General features: G+C 39.3%; 20 protein-coding genes and 1 pseudogene. 18 read left to right on the top strand and 3 right to left on the bottom strand.

Going from position 1 to position 19,529, the window contains the following annotated elements:
* Window position 1: 1 nt before the first annotated feature.
* A complete protein-coding gene (locus L1077_RS22155) occupies window positions 2–1,330 on the bottom strand; it encodes a DEAD/DEAH box helicase (protein ID WP_237139042.1) in 1,329 nt (442 codons plus the stop codon).
* Between the two features lie 265 nt (window positions 1,331–1,595).
* Between L1077_RS22155 and trhO the strand changes: the two genes are divergently transcribed.
* The 4 genes from trhO to L1077_RS22135 all read left to right on the top strand — a co-directional run bounded on the left by trhO (window position 1,596) and on the right by L1077_RS22135 (window position 5,836).
* On the top strand, window positions 1,596–2,582 hold the full coding sequence (gene trhO, locus L1077_RS22150) for an oxygen-dependent tRNA uridine(34) hydroxylase TrhO (RefSeq protein ID WP_039608899.1): 987 nt from the start codon (window positions 1,596–1,598) through the stop codon (window positions 2,580–2,582).
* 265 nt (window positions 2,583–2,847) lie between these two features.
* Window positions 2,848–3,027: a putative glycoside hydrolase gene (locus tag L1077_RS22145; protein ID WP_237139041.1), complete on the top strand. Its 180-nt coding sequence runs from the start codon at window positions 2,848–2,850 to the stop codon at window positions 3,025–3,027.
* A 187-nt stretch (window positions 3,028–3,214) separates the two neighbouring features.
* Window positions 3,215–3,679, top strand: coding sequence for a hypothetical protein (locus L1077_RS22140; RefSeq protein ID WP_237139040.1), 465 nt, complete (start codon window positions 3,215–3,217; stop codon window positions 3,677–3,679).
* Between the two features lie 531 nt (window positions 3,680–4,210).
* Window positions 4,211–5,836, top strand: a complete 1,626-nt coding sequence (locus L1077_RS22135) for a methyl-accepting chemotaxis protein (protein ID WP_237139039.1) — start codon at window positions 4,211–4,213, stop codon at window positions 5,834–5,836.
* A gap of 356 nt (window positions 5,837–6,192) precedes the next feature.
* Here the strand turns inward: L1077_RS22135 and L1077_RS22130 are convergent, their stop codons facing one another.
* Window positions 6,193–6,330, bottom strand: a complete 138-nt coding sequence (locus L1077_RS22130; RefSeq protein WP_237139038.1) for a phage integrase N-terminal SAM-like domain-containing protein — start codon at window positions 6,328–6,330, stop codon at window positions 6,193–6,195.
* 244 nt (window positions 6,331–6,574) lie between these two features.
* Here L1077_RS22130 and L1077_RS22125 point away from each other — a divergent pair, with 244 nt between their 5' ends.
* The 14 genes from L1077_RS22125 (at window position 6,575) to L1077_RS22060 (ending at window position 17,361) form a co-directional block, all read left to right on the top strand.
* Entirely contained in the window at window positions 6,575–7,030 is a 456-nt protein-coding gene (locus L1077_RS22125) for a hypothetical protein (RefSeq protein WP_237139037.1), read from the top strand.
* A gap of 60 nt (window positions 7,031–7,090) precedes the next feature.
* On the top strand, window positions 7,091–7,327 hold the full coding sequence (locus L1077_RS22120) for a DUF7660 family protein (RefSeq protein ID WP_237139036.1): 237 nt from the start codon (window positions 7,091–7,093) through the stop codon (window positions 7,325–7,327).
* A 115-nt stretch (window positions 7,328–7,442) separates the two neighbouring features.
* On the top strand, window positions 7,443–7,835 hold the full coding sequence (locus L1077_RS22115) for an ankyrin repeat domain-containing protein (RefSeq protein WP_237139035.1): 393 nt from the start codon (window positions 7,443–7,445) through the stop codon (window positions 7,833–7,835).
* A gap of 89 nt (window positions 7,836–7,924) precedes the next feature.
* Window positions 7,925–8,668 carry a hypothetical protein gene (locus tag L1077_RS22110; protein WP_237139034.1) on the top strand — a complete coding sequence of 248 codons (744 nt, stop codon included), beginning with the start codon at window positions 7,925–7,927 and terminating at the stop codon, window positions 8,666–8,668.
* Window positions 8,669–8,724: 56 nt separating this feature from the next.
* Complete coding sequence (locus L1077_RS22105) at window positions 8,725–9,129, top strand: hypothetical protein (protein WP_237139033.1); 405 nt, start codon at window positions 8,725–8,727, stop codon at window positions 9,127–9,129.
* A gap of 121 nt (window positions 9,130–9,250) precedes the next feature.
* On the top strand, window positions 9,251–9,895 hold the full coding sequence (locus L1077_RS22100; RefSeq protein ID WP_237139032.1) for a hypothetical protein: 645 nt from the start codon (window positions 9,251–9,253) through the stop codon (window positions 9,893–9,895).
* Between the two features lie 92 nt (window positions 9,896–9,987).
* Window positions 9,988–10,398 carry a hypothetical protein gene (locus tag L1077_RS22095; RefSeq protein ID WP_237139031.1) on the top strand — a complete coding sequence of 137 codons (411 nt, stop codon included), beginning with the start codon at window positions 9,988–9,990 and terminating at the stop codon, window positions 10,396–10,398.
* A gap of 128 nt (window positions 10,399–10,526) precedes the next feature.
* Complete coding sequence (locus L1077_RS22090) at window positions 10,527–11,522, top strand: transposase (protein ID WP_237139030.1); 996 nt, start codon at window positions 10,527–10,529, stop codon at window positions 11,520–11,522.
* Between the two features lie 276 nt (window positions 11,523–11,798).
* Window positions 11,799–12,131, top strand: coding sequence for an immunity protein Imm33 domain-containing protein (locus L1077_RS22085; RefSeq protein ID WP_237139029.1), 333 nt, complete (start codon window positions 11,799–11,801; stop codon window positions 12,129–12,131).
* 1,604 nt (window positions 12,132–13,735) lie between these two features.
* Window positions 13,736–14,146, top strand: a complete 411-nt coding sequence (locus tag L1077_RS22080; protein WP_237139028.1) for a hypothetical protein — start codon at window positions 13,736–13,738, stop codon at window positions 14,144–14,146.
* A 144-nt stretch (window positions 14,147–14,290) separates the two neighbouring features.
* Entirely contained in the window at window positions 14,291–14,956 is a 666-nt protein-coding gene (locus L1077_RS22075) for a phytanoyl-CoA dioxygenase family protein (RefSeq protein ID WP_237139027.1), read from the top strand.
* Between the two features lie 122 nt (window positions 14,957–15,078).
* Window positions 15,079–15,411 carry a hypothetical protein gene (locus L1077_RS22070; protein ID WP_211037350.1) on the top strand — a complete coding sequence of 111 codons (333 nt, stop codon included), beginning with the start codon at window positions 15,079–15,081 and terminating at the stop codon, window positions 15,409–15,411.
* Between the two features lie 108 nt (window positions 15,412–15,519).
* Window positions 15,520–16,083 (top strand): hypothetical protein, encoded by a 564-nt coding sequence (locus L1077_RS22065; RefSeq protein WP_211037351.1) that lies wholly within the window; start codon window positions 15,520–15,522, stop codon window positions 16,081–16,083.
* Window positions 16,084–16,818: 735 nt separating this feature from the next.
* Entirely contained in the window at window positions 16,819–17,361 is a 543-nt protein-coding gene (locus L1077_RS22060) for a hypothetical protein (protein WP_211037352.1), read from the top strand.
* Window positions 17,362–17,993: 632 nt separating this feature from the next.
* Here the strand turns inward: L1077_RS22060 and L1077_RS22055 are convergent.
* Window positions 17,994–19,403: pseudogene (locus L1077_RS22055) on the bottom strand (alpha-amylase); the annotation flags it as partial.
* Between the last annotated feature and the right edge of the window lie 126 nt (window positions 19,404–19,529).

Below are 19,529 nucleotides of genomic sequence, written 5' to 3'. Positions count from 1 at the left end.
TTTATTCCTCAGTTGGCTTTGGTTTTCTGCGAAGTGGTGCATGACCATCCACATCAAATGGTGCTGCAATCGGTTTTTTCGGCACTTTAGGCTTTTTAGTAAACTTACGCTTTTGTTCTGGCTTATTTGCTTTTTGCGGCTTCTTACCTTTATAAGCAGGTTTTTTAGGCTTTTCTTTAAAGCCTTTAAACTTACCTTCTAAACCTTCTACTGTGTGGAAAGTCAGTTCTTCTTTTAAGTACTGTGCAATCGCTTTATAGCTCTTCCAGTCTTTTGGACCAACCAGTGACGCCGCAGTGCCTTTAAATCCTGCGCGTCCTGTACGACCGATACGGTGAACGTATTCTTCCGCTTGCTTTGGTAGGTCAAAGTTGATTACGTGCGTCACGTTTAATAGGTCAAGACCACGTGAAGCGACATCGGTAGTCACTAACACTTTATAAATGCCACGGCTGAATGCATCCATGATATCTAGGCGCTTGTTTTGCGCTAAATCACCTGCGAGGCCAATTGCTTTGATGTCCATCTCATTTAACAGCTCACTTAAACGCGTAGTGTCTTGGCGGGTCGCGGTAAAGATGATGCACTGGCCAACTTCGTCTTGTTGAACAAAGTGTTTAAGTAACGCTTCTTTGTGATCAAGGTGGTCTGCGAAATACAGCGCTTGTTGAATGTCGCCGTGTTTTTCGTTACTGCCACTTAATAAAATCTTTTTTGGAGACTGTAAAAGTGCTTTGGCAGTAATTTCAACTTGCGCGTGCTCTAAGGTCGCTGAGAACAACATAGTTTGACGCAGGCGGTGATCAGCTTGGCTGTTAATCGCATTAAGTTGCTTGTCAAAACCCAAATCAAGCATTCGGTCTGCTTCATCAAAAATAAGTAGCTCAAGGCCAGACAAACGCAGGGATTGCTGCTCTAGATGGTCAGTAATACGACCCGGTGTGCCAATCACAAAGTGCGGGTTTTTACGTAGCGCTTTAACCTGATCATTAAAGTTCTCACCACCGAGTACCTTAGTGGCTGTCATTGCAGTACCTGCAATTAATAGACGACACTGTGAAAATACTTGGTTAGCAAGTTCACGGGTAGGAGCAACAATGAGTACACGTGGGTCGCGCTTACTCAGCGCTTTTTGTTTCATTACACGCTGAACAGCAGGTAATAAAAACGCCAAGGTCTTTCCTGAACCGGTTTTTGACTGGGCAAAAACATCGTGGCCTGCAAGTGCGGTAGGGATAGCATGAGCTTGGATCTCTGTTGGCTCATTAATTCCTTGATGTTGTAATTGCTTCTCAAAGCGTAGGTCAAGGCCGAGTTCGGAAAATCTCAAAGTTACTTTCTCCAATCATTATTCTAAAAAACGCGCCATTATAGCAAAGTGCCAGACAAAGGCACTATATAAATATAGGGTTAAAACTGTTTTTGCTTTTGTTTTAATCACTTGGAACAAAAACTCAGCACTTGATTCTGCGTGTTTTGCATTTGTTTCATAAATCCGTAAAATACACGCCTCAGCGCCGGATTTACGATTCGGTTTGTGCCTACGCGTCGTGTTTAAGTGTAGGTTGTTTTAAAGCTTATAAAAGAGAATTATTATGACTAAACCTTATGTTGTTTGTGCAATGTATAAGTTCGTTTCACTGCCTAACTTTGAGCAGATCCGCCAACCTTTATTGCAAGTTATGGAAGAAAACGAAGTGCGTGGTACGCTACTTCTAGCAGAAGAAGGTATTAACGGTACCGTTGCTGCGCAGCGTGAAGGCATTGATGCATTGCTAGCATGGCTAGACAAACAACCCGGTTTAGACAACATCGTTTACAAAGAGTCTTACGACGAAACATGTCCGTTCTACCGCACTAAAGTTAAGTTGAAAAAAGAGATCGTGACCATGGGTGTACACGGTATCGACCCGAAAAAAGTGGTGGGTACTTATGTTAAGCCTGAAGATTGGAATGCACTTATCTCAGATCCAGAAGTGGTACTTGTTGATACACGTAACGATTACGAAATTGAAATCGGCACGTTCAAAAATGCAGTTGACCCAAAAACTAAAACTTTCCGCGAATTCCCTGAATGGGCTGAAAAAAACCTAGACCCTAAGAAAAACAAAAAAGTAGCTATGTTCTGTACTGGCGGTATTCGCTGCGAAAAATCAACTGCTTACATGAAAGAGCAGGGTTTTGAAGAGGTTTATCACCTAGAAGGCGGTATTCTTAAGTATTTAGAAGACGTGCCAAAAGAAGAGACAATGTGGGAAGGTGAGTGTTTCGTATTTGATAACCGCGTCGCAGTTGACCATGACCTAAACAAAGGCTCTTACGAGCAATGTCACGCATGTCGCATGCCTATCACTGAGGAAGAAATGCAATTAGAGCAGTACATGGAAGGGGTTTCTTGCCACCACTGCTTCGACAATGTGACTGAAGAGCAAAAAGCCCGTTTTGCAGAGCGCCAAAAGCAAATGGAACTGGCAAAAGAACGTGGTGAAGGCCATATTGGTCACGAAGCGCAAGAAGCACTGCGTCAACGTAAAGAGCAAAAGCAAGCGCAAAAAGAAGCGCAGCGTAAGCAATCAGCTTAATTTGCTCTAGCTTTTAAAAAGTAATATCGATTTTTAACGCCCTCGGTCATATGGCCGAGGGCGTTTTTGTTTGCTTGGTTTAATATGTATTACCACTCTTACAAAGTAAAATAAACTCAATAATTTAAAACAGATTTCCCTGTTTAAGTAATATGAGCGTACTTAACATTTGATATATCCTTAAAATCAGGTTCGATCTCAGAAGCCTATATAGGGATGAATTGTCAGAGAGAGATGAAATGCCGCTCACAAGTGAAAATACCAGATGAGAAATGGTTGGCAGCAGTTAGCCGTGCCTTTGACTTGCTTTGCATGCCTTGGCGCTGAGTTATCTCAAACAATGTCTCCATTTAAACTCTCGCTTGCTGGAAACGCTGAAGTAGGGGTGAGTAAAATAGCGCTTAGGGCATCAACATCAGAAGCTTCAATCGTTGAATGTAACTAGAGTACGCTTGACGAAGGCCCGCAAAAGCGGGCTTTATTATTTTTAAGGTTGGCTGAAATCTGTTCGTTTTGAAGTTATTTGAAGAGCTCACTGGACGCGTCTTTATTTTCAATATATGCATTATTTGAAAATAATAGGCATATACCTTGCAGTCACTGATGTAATCAAGGGAACAAGGATAAGTATAGTGATTGTTCAAGGCCAATCTTTTAGTTATAACCAATATCAGACTCAAAACCGAGATAATTTATCTACGGAAAAGCCAGGCAAAGTATTGCCGCACCATACAGATAGTGCTCAGCTCGCGATTGAGAAAGAGTATGATTTTACAAAAATGTCGATGAAAGAGCTCTCAGCGGCATCAAAGGTATTATATGACGAAGGAGTAATAAATCTTGGTCAACATGCATCACTGTCTTTGCATTATCACGCAACAAAAACAGGACTTAATCAGGCGAGTGGTGCTGTGTCACCAGCTGCGCTTGCTAAGGCTGAGAGTGAGCAGATTGATGTCATCGCAATGCAGCGTGACAAGTTAAGAGAAGCGACTAAAAATGGTGTTGAGTCAGAGATCGAATTTGCAAAAGACTTACTTAAAACATTAGAGGCATATCAATTTGGTGCTGGTGGAGCGTTTTATACTAGTGCATGATGCTGTTCTAATGTTTTAAAAGGATATATAGTGGACTATAAACAAGGATTTATTTTCCAACATTTGCCACATATCGCTTTGCTCTTATTAAGCGTTGGGGGGCGTTACAAACGATATTGGCCAGCTTAATGATAGAGCGGTTCTGTAGGTGCTCTTATGACTGTGATTTTTATCTGCCGCAACAAATTGTGTTTGTGATGGCAATAGTATACTTCCTCTCTCTTATATTTTCACTTATTTGTGCATTTATTTCAGCATTTAAGACTCAGCAGCCCATTGCACATAAAGTACTGTTTTTAAGTTATTTAGCAGTAGTTTGCCAAGTGTATTATATGGCAAGTTTATAATATTGAATGCGTCGCTAAATTAGCTTGTCACACAGTGATCTTTTTCGATTATGTGACAAAGTGGTTTGAACAGCCAATTTGATCCAAGACTTTAGTAGATCAATTCCATTTTTACATTGTAATTTCACATAGTTAGTCAATACTCAAATATCAAGGTAACTAGGCAAAGCCTAAGGAAAATTTGATGTTGAATAATTTCTCTGTACAAAGCCGTTTATTGTCGTTGTCTGGATTACCTGCAATCCTTTTTGTGATTGCGACAGTGTTTACGCTCACTACGATTTCTCACCTCGTTACGAACATGGACAAGATGTACTCTGGCCGAGTCTTACCACTTAAAGAGATTAAAGTGGTCTCAGATAACTATGCGGTGGTTATTGTTGATACATTTCATAAGTTAAGAGGCAAGCAATTAACGCCATCACAAGCGCTTGATAATATTGAAGAGGCCAAATCAATAGCCATAGCCGAGTGGGAAATTTACTTAGGAGGTAAGTTGACCAGTCAAGAGCAATCGATAGTTCAGCAAATTAAGCAGGCTGAGCGGGAAGTTAATCAGCTTATTCAAGAGTATCAGCGCTTAATAGCACAAGATAAGTTTGACTCTGTGCCTTACAACCAGTTTGTTAAAGATCTCTACGAGACGTTTGACCCACTGAGCAAAGGTTACAATGAACTGATGGTGCTGCAGCTAGATGAAGCCAGCAAACTGATTGAAGTGAGTCATGAAGAAGCGGGTGCAGCAAGGATTGGCATGATAGTCGCGTCTGTACTTGTGATTGTTGTTATGCTGAGTGTAAGTTGGTTGATCTACGGCTCTATCCATAAGCCATTAAAAGGTTTGCGACGTACCATTAAAACCATTGCACAAAATGCGGATTTAACGCAGCGGGTAAAAGTGGTTGGCGAAGACGAGCTTAGCGAAATTGGCAATGACTTTAATATGATGGTCGATTGTTTGCACAACCTTGTTCAAAGTCTTATTGAAATGATAGGTGAATTGACCTCGACATCTACCAATTTGACATCTATTAGCTCATCGATGGCAAATACGTCTCAGGATCAAGAGCAGCAAACCGCTATGATTGCGACAGCTGTGACGCAAATGAGTGCTGCTATTCAAGAAGTGGCTAACAATGCACAGTTAACAGCACAAAAAGCTGAAACATCGGGTACGCTTGCTCAGCAAGGTACGAGTACCATCACTCAAAATATCCAGTCGATTGAGCAGTTAGCCGGCTTGGTTGCAGACAATACCGAACAAATTCAAGCTTTAAATACGCAAAGTAACGAAATTAACCAAGTTGTATTGATGATCCAAGGTGTTGCCGAACAAACCAATTTATTGGCATTAAATGCTGCGATTGAAGCTGCTCGGGCTGGCGAGTCGGGCAGAGGCTTTGCGGTCGTTGCAGATGAAGTTAGGCAGCTGGCGCATAATACGCAAAAAGCAACTGAGTCAATTAAAGAGATGATCACCAAGCTACAGTCAATGGCGCAAAATGCCGTTACTGCGATGGAAAATGCGCAAACGAGTGCGACTTCGAGCGTTGAAAAAGCGAACGAGTCGGCAAAATATATGAATGAAATCAATAGCGCGGTGAACGAGATCATCGATATGAATGTACAAGTTTCGACTGCGACTGAAGAGCAAACCTCTGTGATTGCTGAGATTAGCACAAATATTAATGAATTTAACAATAGCATCATAGAAATTGCTAAAAACGCGCAGCTCAATGCTGAGGTGAGTAGTGCACTGGGGGATTACACCAGCAGCTTGAAAGAAAAGGTTGATTCATTTAAGGCATAAGGTATCGAGTGTTTGTGTTCTTGAGTTTGAATCAGGAACTATTTATTCTGCGGCTAGTTTATGGTTTCCGGAGCAAGTCCGGAATGACGTAGAGAATCTGCGATGGGTTAATAGAGGCGTATCGATTACCTTTGGTTAGAATGGTTCATTTCACCTTGCGTGAAAAGAATGCCAGCGCTTCGCGATGTGTCATTAACCTTTCACACGATATTCACCTTGCGCAAATTAAACGTACTCGCTTCGCTCGCAGTCGTTACATTTTGCACGTTAATCCTGAATTTGATTCAGGATCCATATTCAATCTGCTTTGTTCGGTTTCAGCATTAATAGATTACATGTAAGCCTCTACCATACATTTAAGCTGGGTGTCGTTTACCATGACAGTGAATATAGGGAGAAATCCACTTAAGGTATGTATCAACGGTTCTGAGTGAATATTGCTTAGTCAACATAAACTCGACGATGTGGCTTAAAAATGGTGAATGAGTTCTCATTAAGTCAGCTCTAAAAGATATCTGTATTTATACACAGAGTTACTGTGTATCTCCCATAGTCAAGAAAACGACCTATTGGGTCGTTTTGATCCTTTCCATAATGTCTATAATGATTGAAAAATATATATGTAGCAACAAGTTAGTTATTGTGATAAAACTGGTAAAAAGAGAAAAATACCCCGTGGTTCGGTAGAAAAACGACCCATTGGATCGATATTAAATTGTTAAGCCGTAAGAGGTAGTAATGGACTTATTCGAAAATCTCATAGATGAAACACTTCTGAAAGCGTGTAACCTTGATATATATACCTTTGCGATTTATTACGAACACGAATCTGGCTTTGTAAGTATTTGTATTGACACTGAAGAAAACTCGAAAGTTCGATTAGCTGAATCGAACAAGTACAGTATGAAATACTTTCGACAGTCCATCATCGAAGGAGATCTTGAGCAAGCCTTACTATGGCAAGCTAATATTGGTCGTAATCTATCACTTGGCGACTTTACTGCGATTAACATCGTTGAAAAATATATTGAAGACGAATGCGTTGATAGTCGTTTCTATCTAGATATGGTGAATGCTATCGAAAGCAAGGCTGACAAGATCCTTAAGCAAAGCAGCCATGGCGGCTCTTTACTTTTTTGCTGCTCCACAGCGGAAGAAGAGGTTGGGTTGACTTGGGTCCGAGAAAGCGCTTAACAAAACCCATCCACCCGATGCCTTCCCGCCGCGTTATGTGTTCAACTAAGTTGTACGTTTATGAATAAACCGAGTGTAAATAGCAAGAGCGAACTTTTATCATTGATAAAGTCTTTGTCCTTGGAAAATCCTGAAAGTTGGGAAAATAAAACTGCTAGTGATTTTGTTGAAGCTCTTGGAGCTTGGCTCAATGATGCTGATGGGTATTATAAAAACTTCAATCTAGCAGTTGACGCAGATACGCCAAGTTGGCAGCTATTTGCAGATGCAATTCAAGCAGCAAGACACTATGAGTAATTAAACACATCACAAACGCTTCAACCAAAGGACGCAAAACAACAGGCTTGTGCTCTTTAGTCGCTAATTCTAGCCTGCTATTTTGCGCCGGTTAAGCGAGGTGTTAGGGATACACATGAATATCGATAAAGATGATCGTTCAGAACTTCATTATGCTGCTTTAGAAGGAAATGCAGAGAAGGTTCGAGCACTTATTCAGTCAGGTGCGCTAATAAATCGTCAATGTAAACAAGGCTGGGCAGCATTGCATTGCGCCGCTCAAACAAATTGCTGTGCAACAGCTTCATTACTTTTAGAAGCCGGAGCAGACTTAGAGTTAAGGGATGTCTTTGGTAACACTCCGCTCTGGAGGGCAACCATGTCGTGCAAGGGGGATGGCAGTGTTATAGAGCTTCTTTTGTGTGCTGGAGCAAACCCAAATGCTGAAAATAAGTCGGGTGTCAGCCCTGTGTTATTGGCTAAAACTATTGGTAACGACAACGTGGCTCAGTTTTATGAAAAGTCCTAACAAAGCGCTTCTGTCTGGAAACTTTCCGCTTAGGCGAGCGTTAGTTACCACGGGCGTTTTTCCAGCCCCCAAAATTTAAGAGTCAAATAATGATATCGAGATTAGTTTTAATTTTTTTAGCAGTAATCCTGACGGGGTGTACAGCAACTTACCAACCACTTAAGGCTAAGTATGGCTACGTGGTTATTCCTAAAAACGGTACATATTACATTGAGTATCACGGTACAGATAAAGTGTTTGTTGAGGAAAGCTGGGTAAAAGCAGCTGAGGAAACTTGCCCTGATGGTTTTAAAACTCTTTCGAAATGGGATGAAACTATACACGGAAGCTTTAAGTCTCCAGTTGCGGGGCAGATGGTGAGCTTAGGTACTAGGGATTTCCTTCTTTTAGGAAGAATAAAGTGTAATTCGCCGATGAAACCGAATACGGAGCTAACAAACTCGGCTTGGACTCATCTTCACCAATCACAAAATGACTATGTCAGTAGTGCGTATGTAGCGCAGAAAATAAATATGACCCATAGGCAAGTAAGATTTATGGCTACAGCCTCAGTTGCAGAGGCTATTGACTACTTCGATTGGAAATTTGAAGAAGTTTTAAAAAGCAGTGTCAATGGTGAACTAACTTCTAAAGTTTGGCTTAAGAGAGATGGTGCTTTGCCGATTGGTTTTGTCATGACATATAAAGGAGACTGCCCTGTAGAAATGAAAGTTGTCCCACCAATGGCTATGGTGCTATTGGGTTTTAATACAAGTAAAGTCTCAAATTCCATATTATCAGCAACACATGGAGTATTTAAAGTAAAGCCTAACTGTATAAAGTTAGGGAAGTAATGCGGTAACTAACAACCGCTTAAGCGAGGCGTTAGAAATAAAATGGAGTATCTGCAATGAAGCAAGTTTTAGTGATCTTTTTCACTTTATTAATTCTCGGGTGTGATACTACACCGAAAAAACCTCTTTCGGCGGGTAGTTTTCAATTAACGTCAAATGATCCTGAGTACGGCTACACGGAGAATAAGCCAATAGAATTGGGTGGCTTTTTACGTGGTACTAAAAGTGCTGGTGCACACATAGAATATTTTGAAGGGCTAATAGGTCCGAACGGTGAAAAAGTTAAAGTTACACGGCTTGGCAGTTGCTGTGCATTTGAAGATAAATCAATGCCTTTTGGCGGTGGCATGTTAGATCGTTACCAGCTGTCATATAAAGGTCAAGAAAAGCCAGCTATTATTTACGTCAATTTATACAAATTTAATAAACCTCTAGCGCCTAAAGGTTTTGCATTGCTATAAATCATTTCTAACAAGCTGTTCAAGACGGGACTGGTAAAGTTTGGCTCGGTTTCGCTTCGCTACACATTTTAGCCAAACATTATCAGCCCCGTAACAGGGAGTTAGCAGTAGAAGGAAGCATATGAGCAATATCGATTACTCAAAATACACAATTGATGAATTATTTGATGTAAAAAAGAATATTTCCCCTGATTCACCAAACTACGCATTATTACTCTCTGAACTCGAAAACCGAAAAGAAGAAGTTAATGACGCAGTAATCAAGTCAGAAGAAGAGGCCTTTTCGTTAGCCGAACATAGAGTCAAGATAATTGGTTATTTCCAATTAGTTGCCTCAATAGTAATCTTGTATTTCTTTATAAACTCACTTCTAGGTGGCGGTGCTTCTATTGAAGGAACGGTGTACTATTTGTTCTTTATCACCTTGAATGCTATTGCAGGCTTTACTGCCGTGAAAGAGAGGTACAAGTGGTATTGGGTATCCATTTTTAACCAGATTTTACAAATACCAAGTATTGCTATCGGTTCAATTTCAGCAAATTACTCCGGATTAGGTGGCGTACATATTGGCTTAAGTTGGGGCGAGGCATATGAATTAATATTATCCGCACCATTTTCTCCTGGTTTTTTTTACCGAGAATACACGGCCACTTTGCCAACACAATCATTTGCTATAGATCTCCTTGCACTTGTTTATATAGCAGCATTGCTAACGGTTGGCGAGGTTAAAAGTACTGCTAACAAACAATTAAATCAGGACAAATAGCAGCTGGTTTTTGTTCATACACTGCTTGTTTTATATACTTGTAATTTGCCTATTAATGTGGGTGTTAGTTTACTTTAAAAATGGTGATTAAATTGAAATATGTAGTAGTCGCGTTTTTGTTATCTATATCAATTGATGTTATTGCTCAACCAATTACAGATATTGAACTTTCAAAACGCTTAGTTGGCTCATGGACAATTTCAAAAACTGATATGTATTATGGACAAGAAGGTCATGTTAGCAACTATAGAAATGATGGAATTATAGAGCATATTCAATACACTTCTGGTCAATGTAATTCAATAGACTCAATTACTTTGGGCAGTTGGTATATTGAAGACGGGCAACTTACGCTCAAGGTAACAGAAAGTAGCGGTCAAAACCCTCTTCCAGTGGGTATAATAGTCACAGACAAGGTAGTCACTATCGATAATAATTATTTTGTTTTTATTTCAAGTGAAGGGCGCAAAGTACACAGGACACGTAGCAGTAAGTGTTTATAATCAGAAACCTAACAAGCCAGAAACCGAAACTAATAGGAGAAACTAATAGGACAGACACAAATCTTTTGCTTAATTCGAGTTATTTGACTACTGTTTAAATATCCAGTTTTACGTTGAGTTGAATAGGAATGACAAGAGCAAGGAAAGCCCTGATAGATTTGTCGTCGACGTCTTATTATCACTTTATAGCACGGTGTGTACGCCGTGCTTTTTTGTGCGGAGAGGATAAGTATACAGGTAAAAACTTTGACCATAGACGAACATGGTTAGTCGATAGAGTAAAGTTGCTAAGCAGTGTATTTGCCATTGAAATAGTGGCTTATGCCATCATGAGTAATCACTATCATTTGGTCGTCAAAGTGAATAGACAGCAAGCACTTAATTGGTCAGATAATGAAGTGATATCAAGATGGTATAGGTTATACAAGGGTAGCCCAATCATTGATAGATACCTTCACGGTGATACGCTCAGTGAGGCAGAGCAGTTACTTGTATCTGAGTTAGTTGAAAAATGGCGAGTTCGGTTGTACGACATCAGCTGGTTTATGAAAAACCTCAATGAATACATAGCAAAAGAAGCAAACAAAGAAGATAATTGTACCGGTAAATACTGGGAAGGGCGGTACAAGTCTCAAGCTTTGCTAGATGAAACGGCATTGCTCAGTTGTATGGCTTACGTAGATTTAAACCCAATCAGAGCCAACACGGCAAATAATCTAGAGGATAGTGATTTTACTTCGATTCAAGAGCGCATAAGGCACTTTAAAAACTCTAAAGCAACTGCACAAAAATCTAATCAAAATAATGAAAATGCACATCAAATCAAACAGCCAAAAACACTAAAATCGTTTGGTACAAGAGAGTATGAAAACACATTGCCTTTTTCGTTTTTGGATTACCTCGGGTTAGTTGATTGGACGGGTCGCCATGTTCACCCAAAAAAGAAAGGGTCCACCCCAAAGAGTGTACCTGATATTCTAGTATCGCTGAATATTGAAGAAGCAACTTGGCTGGATAGGGTGCAAAATTATAGTAATCACTATAGCAACTTTGCAGGCTCAAAAACGGTATTAAGAGCGCATGCTGCTAAAAATGATGTTAATTGGTATAAGGGAGTTGGTTAGTAATAAGTTGTTTGAGCCTTGCTTATAAATCAAGTTTTTTCATGTCTAATAAAATGAAAATATTCCTATTTGAAGTTAATATCTAATGTAAGGTACTTCTCGATATTTCTATAGTGAAGAGCCTATTGTTTTGGAATGATATCTCGAAATTTGCTTCGCTTTTAAAAATGTGTCTGTCCGTTTTTGTTTCGTGTCCGTTTTTTTTTCGCCTTGGTCACTTATTTTAGCCTAATATTTTTCGTCGTTTATTAAGGCGTTATATGCCTAAGGAAGTCAATGAGTAATCAGGTAGATATTTGCGCGAAATTCGATGCAGAATATACGCCTTGTAATAGTAAGGAAAAATTGGGAATTGCCATTGAAACAATCGGTAAGCTTCCTATAAATGGCCTAAGGCATGTTGCAGAAAATGGAACTTGTGGTTGGTATATCTGGTGCGGTGAAGAATGGAGCGATGAAGCAGACTTCTTCAAACCATTATACGTCAGCCATATTGATAAATACCTTCCTCAAATAGTGCCTTATTTAGCATTACCTCCTGGGCATCGGTTTCTAATTGCTGATGGTTACGAGGATATCTGGCAAGACTTGGCTTTAATCGGCATATAACAATTTAATTAAAAAATGGACGCAAAACAGCAGGCTTGCGCTCATTCTTTGCTTAGTTTATCCTCTATTTTTCGCCGTTTATTAAGGTGTTATATGCACTCTAAGGTTTGGTGTTCTTTATGTTCCAATATTCACCAATAATTATCGGTTTCAGTTCTGTTTTATTGCAATTTTATATATTAGCTAGCTTCAGAAGACTAATCCCTAAATTGGCAACGAAGTTATATGATGGTGTTGTTTTCAGCTCAAAATGGGAGCACCAAAAAAAAGCAATCAACTTTCTATATAACCCTAAAATTTGGCGTTTTGTTAAACAAACAAATATTAAGTTCGCACTGTACTTGAACTTTACTCTAGCACTGACTTTTTTATTTCTAATTTTTGTGGATAATTAATACATATTACATGCCATTAAAGTGGGACTGCTAAAGCTAGCGCAGCTGCGATCCACAGTTTATCTAAGCTATATTAGCTCGTTAATTAGCCGTTAGCCCATAGAAACTTTTACGCGAAATTCACCTAAATACAGACGACTTAAAACGTTTCTGTCCAAAAATGAATTATAACGATCGTCCGCTTTTCGCTCATAGCTGCCTGTCAGGTGAAGTCTAACTCTATTCACTTAGGTAGTAAGTCAGATATGAGCTAGTACACATTATCTTTTCGCACGTTAATCTCTTCGTCATCCTGAGCTTGATTCAGGATCCATTTTTTCTGTGATTATTCTATGGTTTCCGGAGCAAGTCCGGAATGACGTAGAAAGAATCTGCTCTGGTTTAACAGAGGCGTATCGATAAAATTGCTCACTTCACTCGCAGTCGTTGCATTTTGCACGTAAATGACCTTGTCATCCTGAGCTTGATTCAGGAACCATTTTTTCTGTGACTAGTCTATGGTTTCCGGAGCAAGTCCGTAATGACGTAAAGAGAATAAGCGATGTGTTAATAGATGGGGTCATGATGTTGCTTTCTTATCGGTTAAACATCTAACCCAAATCCGTCATCCTGAACTCGTTTCAGGATCCATGCTTAACCCACTACTACTGGGTTGGTGCGTTTAAAGGGGTGTTGGTCATCTTTGGTTAAAATGACTCACTTCACCTTGTGAAAATTGAACGCACTCGCTTCGCTCGCAGTCATTACATTTGCACGTTAAACCTGAAATTAAATAATATCGTTTACTTAAAAACGACATGAGACGTTTAACCTCCTCGGGGGTCATAACAATTCGCAACTTAGATTGGCGCTTACCATGACAGTGCATATAGGAAGAAATCCACTTAAGGTATGTATCAACGGTTTTGAGTGAATATTGCTTAGTCAACATAAACTCGACGATGCGTTTTAACAATGGTGAATGATTTCTCATTAAGTTAGCTCTAAAAGGTAACTGTATTTATATACAGCATCGCTGCGTTTCTCCCATAGTCAAGAAAACGACCCAGTGGGTCGTTTTGAATCTTTCCATAATGTCTATAATGATTAAAAAATATAAATATAGTAACAAGTTAGTTATTGTGATAAAACTGGTACATTGAGGAAAATGCCCCATGGTTTGGTAGAAAAACGACCCATTGGGTCGATATTAAATTGTTAGGTTTCAACATGAATTTGACTACGCGTAAACTGTGGTACTTATTCTTTGGTGCTGGTGGGTATTTAGCTGGTATTCCAGCAATTTTGGGTTTAACTGCATCAGGAATATCGGTCCTACTAGGTGAAGTTGCATCGTTAGATTTGTTTGTGGTTACTCTCGGTGGCTTTATTGGTTTAAGTACGGCCACTTTCACTTGGTTAAATCTACCAATTAGCAAGCTAAAAATTAAGGCGTGGTTAACATTGGGAATTACCGTAGGATGTGGCTCTTCAATTGCTGCACTTACGATTGTATGGACTTGGCCACCAGTTTTTTTAAATGGTGATTTTTGGGATATATCCATTGGTAGCTATGTCTATTTTCTTCCGCCTATAGTAGGTTTAATTTTAATTTGTGAAATCTGGCTTGCAGAAAAATAAAGTGCTTAAACTAGGTCTGAAACCTAACAAGTGCATTATGAGCGGAACCAAAAAGCTTGACTTGGTTCGTACCTCATCAATTATAGCCAACTATTATTAGCCGTTTATTTACGGCGTTAAATTGCCTTAAGGGAGCTGTGAAACTTGAATATTAGCGAAAACGGCTTTGAGATATTAGAGAGCTTTCTATCTCAATGTGAAATGCAATCTATAAAGGCAGAAGTAAATGAATTTCCTAAAACCTACCCAAAGTACGGTATCCGTGGGGCTAATGATAAATTCCAAACTATTCAACAATTATGTTCATCTGAAAAACTAACGAAAATGGCTGAATCTATTTTAATGGATAAGGCTAATTTGGTAAGAGTAATTTTCTTTGATAAAACGCCAGAGTATAATTGGTTGGTTACTTGGCATCAAGATAAAACTATTTGTGTAAATACAAAAGCTGATATTGAAGGCTGGAAAGCTTGGAGTATCAAAGATGGTAAACACCACGTTCAACCATCTATAGATGTTTTAAATAAAATGGCTGCGTTTAGGATTCATTTGGATGATTGTGATGAGGATAATGGTTGTTTAAAAGTTATACCTAATAGTCATAAATTAGGTATTTTGACTCAAAATGAAATTGACTCAATCACTCAAAACCAACCAGCATTTTCGTGCGTGGTTAAAGCCGGCGATGCATTGATCATACGCCCACACCTTTTGCATTCATCAAGTAAATCCAATAACCCCAGTAATAGGCGTGTAGTTCATATAGAATTCAGTAGCTATCAATTGCCTTGCAATTTAGATTGGGCGTAGGGCAATATAACAAGTTAATTAAACAGTGAACGCAAAACGTATGTCTTGCGCTCCTTCGTCGCTAACTTTATCCTGCTATTTTTCTCATTTTATAAAGGCGTTATTTGTTTTAAGGAGTATGTGTGAACCTTCAAGAGTTTATCGAAGAAACATTAGTCGAAATTTCACAAGGCATCGAAGCTGCAAATAAAAAGCTTAATGTGAATGACCATTGCCTTTATGCTAAATATGTTTTAAAGGATTCAAAAGACGACCTCAAAAATAGCTTAATTAACTTTGATGTTGCCGTTACAACAAAGCTTGAAGCTAAAGGTGAAGGTAAAGGAAAGTTTAAATTATTTGTTGCTGATGCAGATTTATCTGCAAGTGGGAATATCGCAAATGAAAAAGTATCTCGCGTAAAATTTAGTGTTTCAGCAAATAAAACAGTAGGCTACACTGTAAATAAAGATTAAATCAATACATAAGAAATGCGTCATAGTGAATATTAGTCGCAGTCCGTTCCGGCCTAAACGCGCCTAAAATCACCATCCGTACGCGTTATGCATTGCAAGGAGAGGGAAGTGATTCCTAAAGGATTTAAATTAATTGACCATCTAACAGCAGAGCAGAAAGAGCAATACCTTGCTGAGAAAGAAGCAAAGAAAATTGAACAGGCTAATGGTCAAAAAGTGTTACGAAGATTTAACAAATTGGTTAGAGAGCATGATTTTACTAGACGTAGTAATTGGTTTTCAAAGGAGGCAGGACATGTTGCGCATGTGATTCACTTCCACAAATATACGTTTGGGCCAACATTTAGAATGCATGTTCTGATTCGGGCACTTAATGACTCTCGTGAACATGTTGCATTAAATGGTATGCCAGATATTGATTTACACCCTTACGAATCGAGCTTCAAGTATGAAAATACTGAAGAATCAATTCAATTATGTGCTGACGCCATGTTTCAGGCTTTCCAGGAAGTGGCAATACCTTGGTTTAAATCAAATACACTTAAAATTCTTATTTCAGAAAAAAGCCCGTTAATTGAATCAGGTCGTGAGGGCTTAATCGAGGCGTTAAATGGTAAAGGGAATCCAGAGTATGTTGAAATATCGAGAAAGTTATTGGGGTTAAAAGTATAACAAGGCGCGCAACCTGACAGCTGACGTTGTCGTTTCGCTTGGCGTTATGTCTTAGGGAGGATATTTTGAACGAAAAAAGTATCTCAATTACAGTAGCTGTAGCATTTATTGTTAGCTCATTCCCTTTCGTATTTAACTTAGGGTTTGAAATTATTCTTTTAAAAGGGATTTGGTTAACCTCGTCAGCTATTGTCGCCTCTCTTTTTTATTATGTGTTCGCCGTTTTTTCTTTGTATTATTCTTTAAATTCCCAAAGGTTTAACTATAAATTCGCAGGCTTTACTCTGGAAAACAATAAGTACATGATTCATTTTCCGCTAATTTTATGTACTATTTTTCAGTATGGATTTTTGTTTCTACCATGACAGTGAATATAGGAAGAAATCCACTTAAGATATGTATCAACGGTTCTGAGTGAATATTGCTTAGTCAAGAAACCAAAATAGTACAGGCACAAATTTTTTATGGTGAAGAGCCCATTGTTTTGGAATGTTATCTATAAAAATTACTTCGCTCTTTAAAGTGTGTTTGTCCGTTTTGGTTCTAACATACATGCTAGCGGCGTTCGCAATATCTGGCTGAAGGAAAATATGAATACTACTGCGTTACGGTTAGCAAAACTTGCCGAAACTCGACAACATTGATAGGGTGATCACGTCAAAATCGCTTGGTACTTATACCGTCAGTATCCCTTGGTAATCACACTAATTCATATAAGGAAGTGGTACACAGACAATGAGGTACTTTAAAACCCCAGAATTTCTTTTCGAAGTATTTGGTGAAAAACAATCAATTTTAGAGGTTTGCTGTACTATTGTATTTGCCTTACTTGGAAGTTGGATTGTTTATTCAGTTGCAGATATAAGCCTAGATAATTGGAAATCAATCATAGCTTTTCTATTAATCGGTGATGTGTTGGCTGGCTGCATTGCTAACTTTAGCTATGGAACTAATGAGTTTTACTCTAATCGCCCCAAAAATCGCCTTATCTTTATCGCCATTCATGTTCATATTGTAGTTATTGCATGGTTGCTTTCTGAGTCAATGAGTAGTGCAATAATTGTTTGGTGCTACACTATCGTGTCTGCATTTATAGTCAATGCTTTAAAGGGGAAGTCAATTCAATCTTTTGTTGCTGCTAATTTAATGTGTTATGGCATTTTTTTATTAATCTGCTTGTCACTTCCACTTTGGTTCCTAATGGTTAGTATGTTTTTCATGATTAAGGTGTTGTTTAGCTTTGCAGTTGACCACTTTGGAAAGCAGGATATTTGTTGAGTACAAAATGAAATTTAAGAAGTTGTTTAGCAAGGACAAAATATAGTTAGCGTTTGTTCCTTTGTAGCTAATTTTACCCAACTATATTTAGCCTATTAACAGGGTGTTTGTCCAAAAATAAATTAGAACGACCGTCCGTTTTTCGCTCATAGCTGCCTGTCACATGAAGTATAAATCTACGCACTAAAACTGTAAGTCAGATATCAGATATGAGCTAGTACACATTACCCATTCGCACTATATTCACCTTGCACAAAGCCAAATTAACAGGCTTCGCTTGCAGTCGTTACATTTTGCACTTGATTCAGGATCCATTTTTTCTTTGACTATTCTATGGTTTCCGGAGCAAGTCCGGAATGACGTAGCAGAGGATCTGCTTTGGGTTAATAGGGGTATTGTTTTTGTTTGGTTAAAATGGCTCATTTCACCTTGCGCGAAAAGAATGTCAGCGCTTCGCGCCGTGTCATTAACCTTTCACACGATATTCACCTTGCGCAAATTGAACGTACTCGCTTCGCTCGCAGTCGTTACATTTTGCACGTCAATCACCTTGTGCGAAAAGAATGTCAGCGCTTCGCGCTGTGCCATTAATTTTTCGCACAATAGCGATTTGCACCAAGGCCATACTACTTCAATCGTGCAAGGTGATGTATGGCGATTGCATCCATAGGTTTTAGTTGTATTAAAGCTGTGCCGTCTTGCTTTACAGTGATAGATCTCCCTATACACGGCCCTTGATTAGTATCTATGCTCAACTCATCACAATATGTGCCGGGTAGTAAACCGGTTTGAAGCGTGGCGTGCATTGTTTTATCTTCACGATTAATCGCGACAAAGCCCAGATCTCCGCGTGAAAACGCAATTTGGTTTTTACCATTGTCCCACCAATTTGAGATGGTTGGATTGTCGGCCGTGTAACTTCTAAAACGTATTGCGCCAGCGATCATAGGCTTTCTATGTTCACATTGCCACAAGGTGTCTTGGCAGTTGAGTTTACCAGATTGGTGAACAGGCACTTTTGGCCCGCCAGCATCGGTATCACCGTTAAATTCGTAACTGGACATCACTTTTGGATAACCATACGGATAGGCCAGCATAAATACGTTAGCAAGGTCATACAATGTTTTATCTTTGAACGTGACGATGTCGCCAGCACCACCGTGACCACGCTGGTTGTCGTGGTTGTCTGTGAATATGATGGCCTTTTCACTGGGCATTAAGCCCCAGTCTTTAACAAAGGTTTTAAGTGAGGCAAGCTTCCCTTGTTTAAAAACATGGCTCAGTTTAACGCTGTATTTAAATTCTGTGACCATGCCGTTGCTGAGATATGGCACTGATGTGATTGCTTCACCACCTTGATCTATGACTTCTTGAAAAATAAGCGGTGAGTCATTGAGTTGTTTTAAAATTGCGGCGATATCCTCAGTGGGCATGTGTTTACTGGCATCAAGTCTGAATCCTGCCACGCCTAAGCCTGTAAGTTTGTTTAGGTAACTGGCGATTTTTGCCTGAACGCTGACAGAGTCAGTATCTAAATCGTGCAGGCCAACAAGTTCACAGTTTTGCACGCGCCACGCATTATTTACGTAGTCGGTGCCTTTGATAGCACAGGGTTTGTGGAAATCTTTAGGAGAGTAAATAGGGTAGTGTTTATTGCCATAAGACTTGCCAGCAATACTTTTACCGCTACCGTGTGCCATGTGATTAATAACTGCATCGACATATATGTCCACGCCTTGCGCTTTGCATCGCTTTATCATATCGACGAATTGCGCTTTGTTGCCACCTCGACTGTTCAGCTCATAAGTGACGGGCTGATATCTTGTCCACCACTGTTCGCCTGCGATATGTTCATTAGGCGGTGATACTTGAACTGCTTTGTAACCTTGAGGTCCTAAAAACGTCTCGCATTCAGTGGCAATATCGGGCCAAGACCACTCAAACAAATGTACAAATGTGTTAGGGGTATGCCCCGATGCATTCACATTGGTAGATGCAATGAGTGCAAGTCCAGCTAGGGTAGGGAGTCGGTTATTTTTCATTCTTATATTTCTCATTTTTTTGAGAAAGACAATATATCGGTCTTATGGTAATAATCGTATTGAATACGTATGCAAAATGGCAACCAAAAACGGTTGCCATACACAAATTTTAAGGTGTTATCTTAA

It is taken from the genome of Pseudoalteromonas luteoviolacea (genome assembly GCF_021654285.1).
GTDB classification, from domain to species: domain Bacteria; phylum Pseudomonadota; class Gammaproteobacteria; order Enterobacterales; family Alteromonadaceae; genus Pseudoalteromonas; species Pseudoalteromonas luteoviolacea_J.
Note: the sequence above shows the minus strand (reverse complement) of the source record. Positions and strands in the feature narration are given on the sequence as shown.

Excerpts from the sequence above, each read along its gene's own strand:
- L1077_RS22145 (WP_237139041.1), top strand. The coding sequence starts at position 2,848 with ATGAGAAATGGTTGGCAGCAGTTAGCCGTGCCTTTGACTTGCTTTGCA.
- L1077_RS22100 (WP_237139032.1), top strand. The coding sequence starts at position 9,251 with ATGAGCAATATCGATTACTCAAAATACACAATTGATGAATTATTTGAT.
- trhO (WP_039608899.1), top strand. The coding sequence starts at position 1,596 with ATGACTAAACCTTATGTTGTTTGTGCAATGTATAAGTTCGTTTCACTG.
- L1077_RS22085 (WP_237139029.1), top strand. The coding sequence starts at position 11,799 with ATGAGTAATCAGGTAGATATTTGCGCGAAATTCGATGCAGAATATACG.
- L1077_RS22105 (WP_237139033.1), top strand. The coding sequence starts at position 8,725 with ATGAAGCAAGTTTTAGTGATCTTTTTCACTTTATTAATTCTCGGGTGT.
- L1077_RS22090 (WP_237139030.1), top strand. The coding sequence starts at position 10,527 with ATGACAAGAGCAAGGAAAGCCCTGATAGATTTGTCGTCGACGTCTTAT.
- L1077_RS22060 (WP_211037352.1), top strand. The coding sequence starts at position 16,819 with ATGAGGTACTTTAAAACCCCAGAATTTCTTTTCGAAGTATTTGGTGAA.
- L1077_RS22080 (WP_237139028.1), top strand. The coding sequence starts at position 13,736 with ATGAATTTGACTACGCGTAAACTGTGGTACTTATTCTTTGGTGCTGGT.
- L1077_RS22110 (WP_237139034.1), top strand. The coding sequence starts at position 7,925 with ATGATATCGAGATTAGTTTTAATTTTTTTAGCAGTAATCCTGACGGGG.
- L1077_RS22135 (WP_237139039.1), top strand. The coding sequence starts at position 4,211 with ATGTTGAATAATTTCTCTGTACAAAGCCGTTTATTGTCGTTGTCTGGA.
- L1077_RS22115 (WP_237139035.1), top strand. The coding sequence starts at position 7,443 with ATGAATATCGATAAAGATGATCGTTCAGAACTTCATTATGCTGCTTTA.
- L1077_RS22120 (WP_237139036.1), top strand. The coding sequence starts at position 7,091 with ATGAATAAACCGAGTGTAAATAGCAAGAGCGAACTTTTATCATTGATA.
- L1077_RS22125 (WP_237139037.1), top strand. The coding sequence starts at position 6,575 with ATGGACTTATTCGAAAATCTCATAGATGAAACACTTCTGAAAGCGTGT.
- L1077_RS22130 (WP_237139038.1), bottom strand. The coding sequence starts at position 6,330 with ATGAGAACTCATTCACCATTTTTAAGCCACATCGTCGAGTTTATGTTG.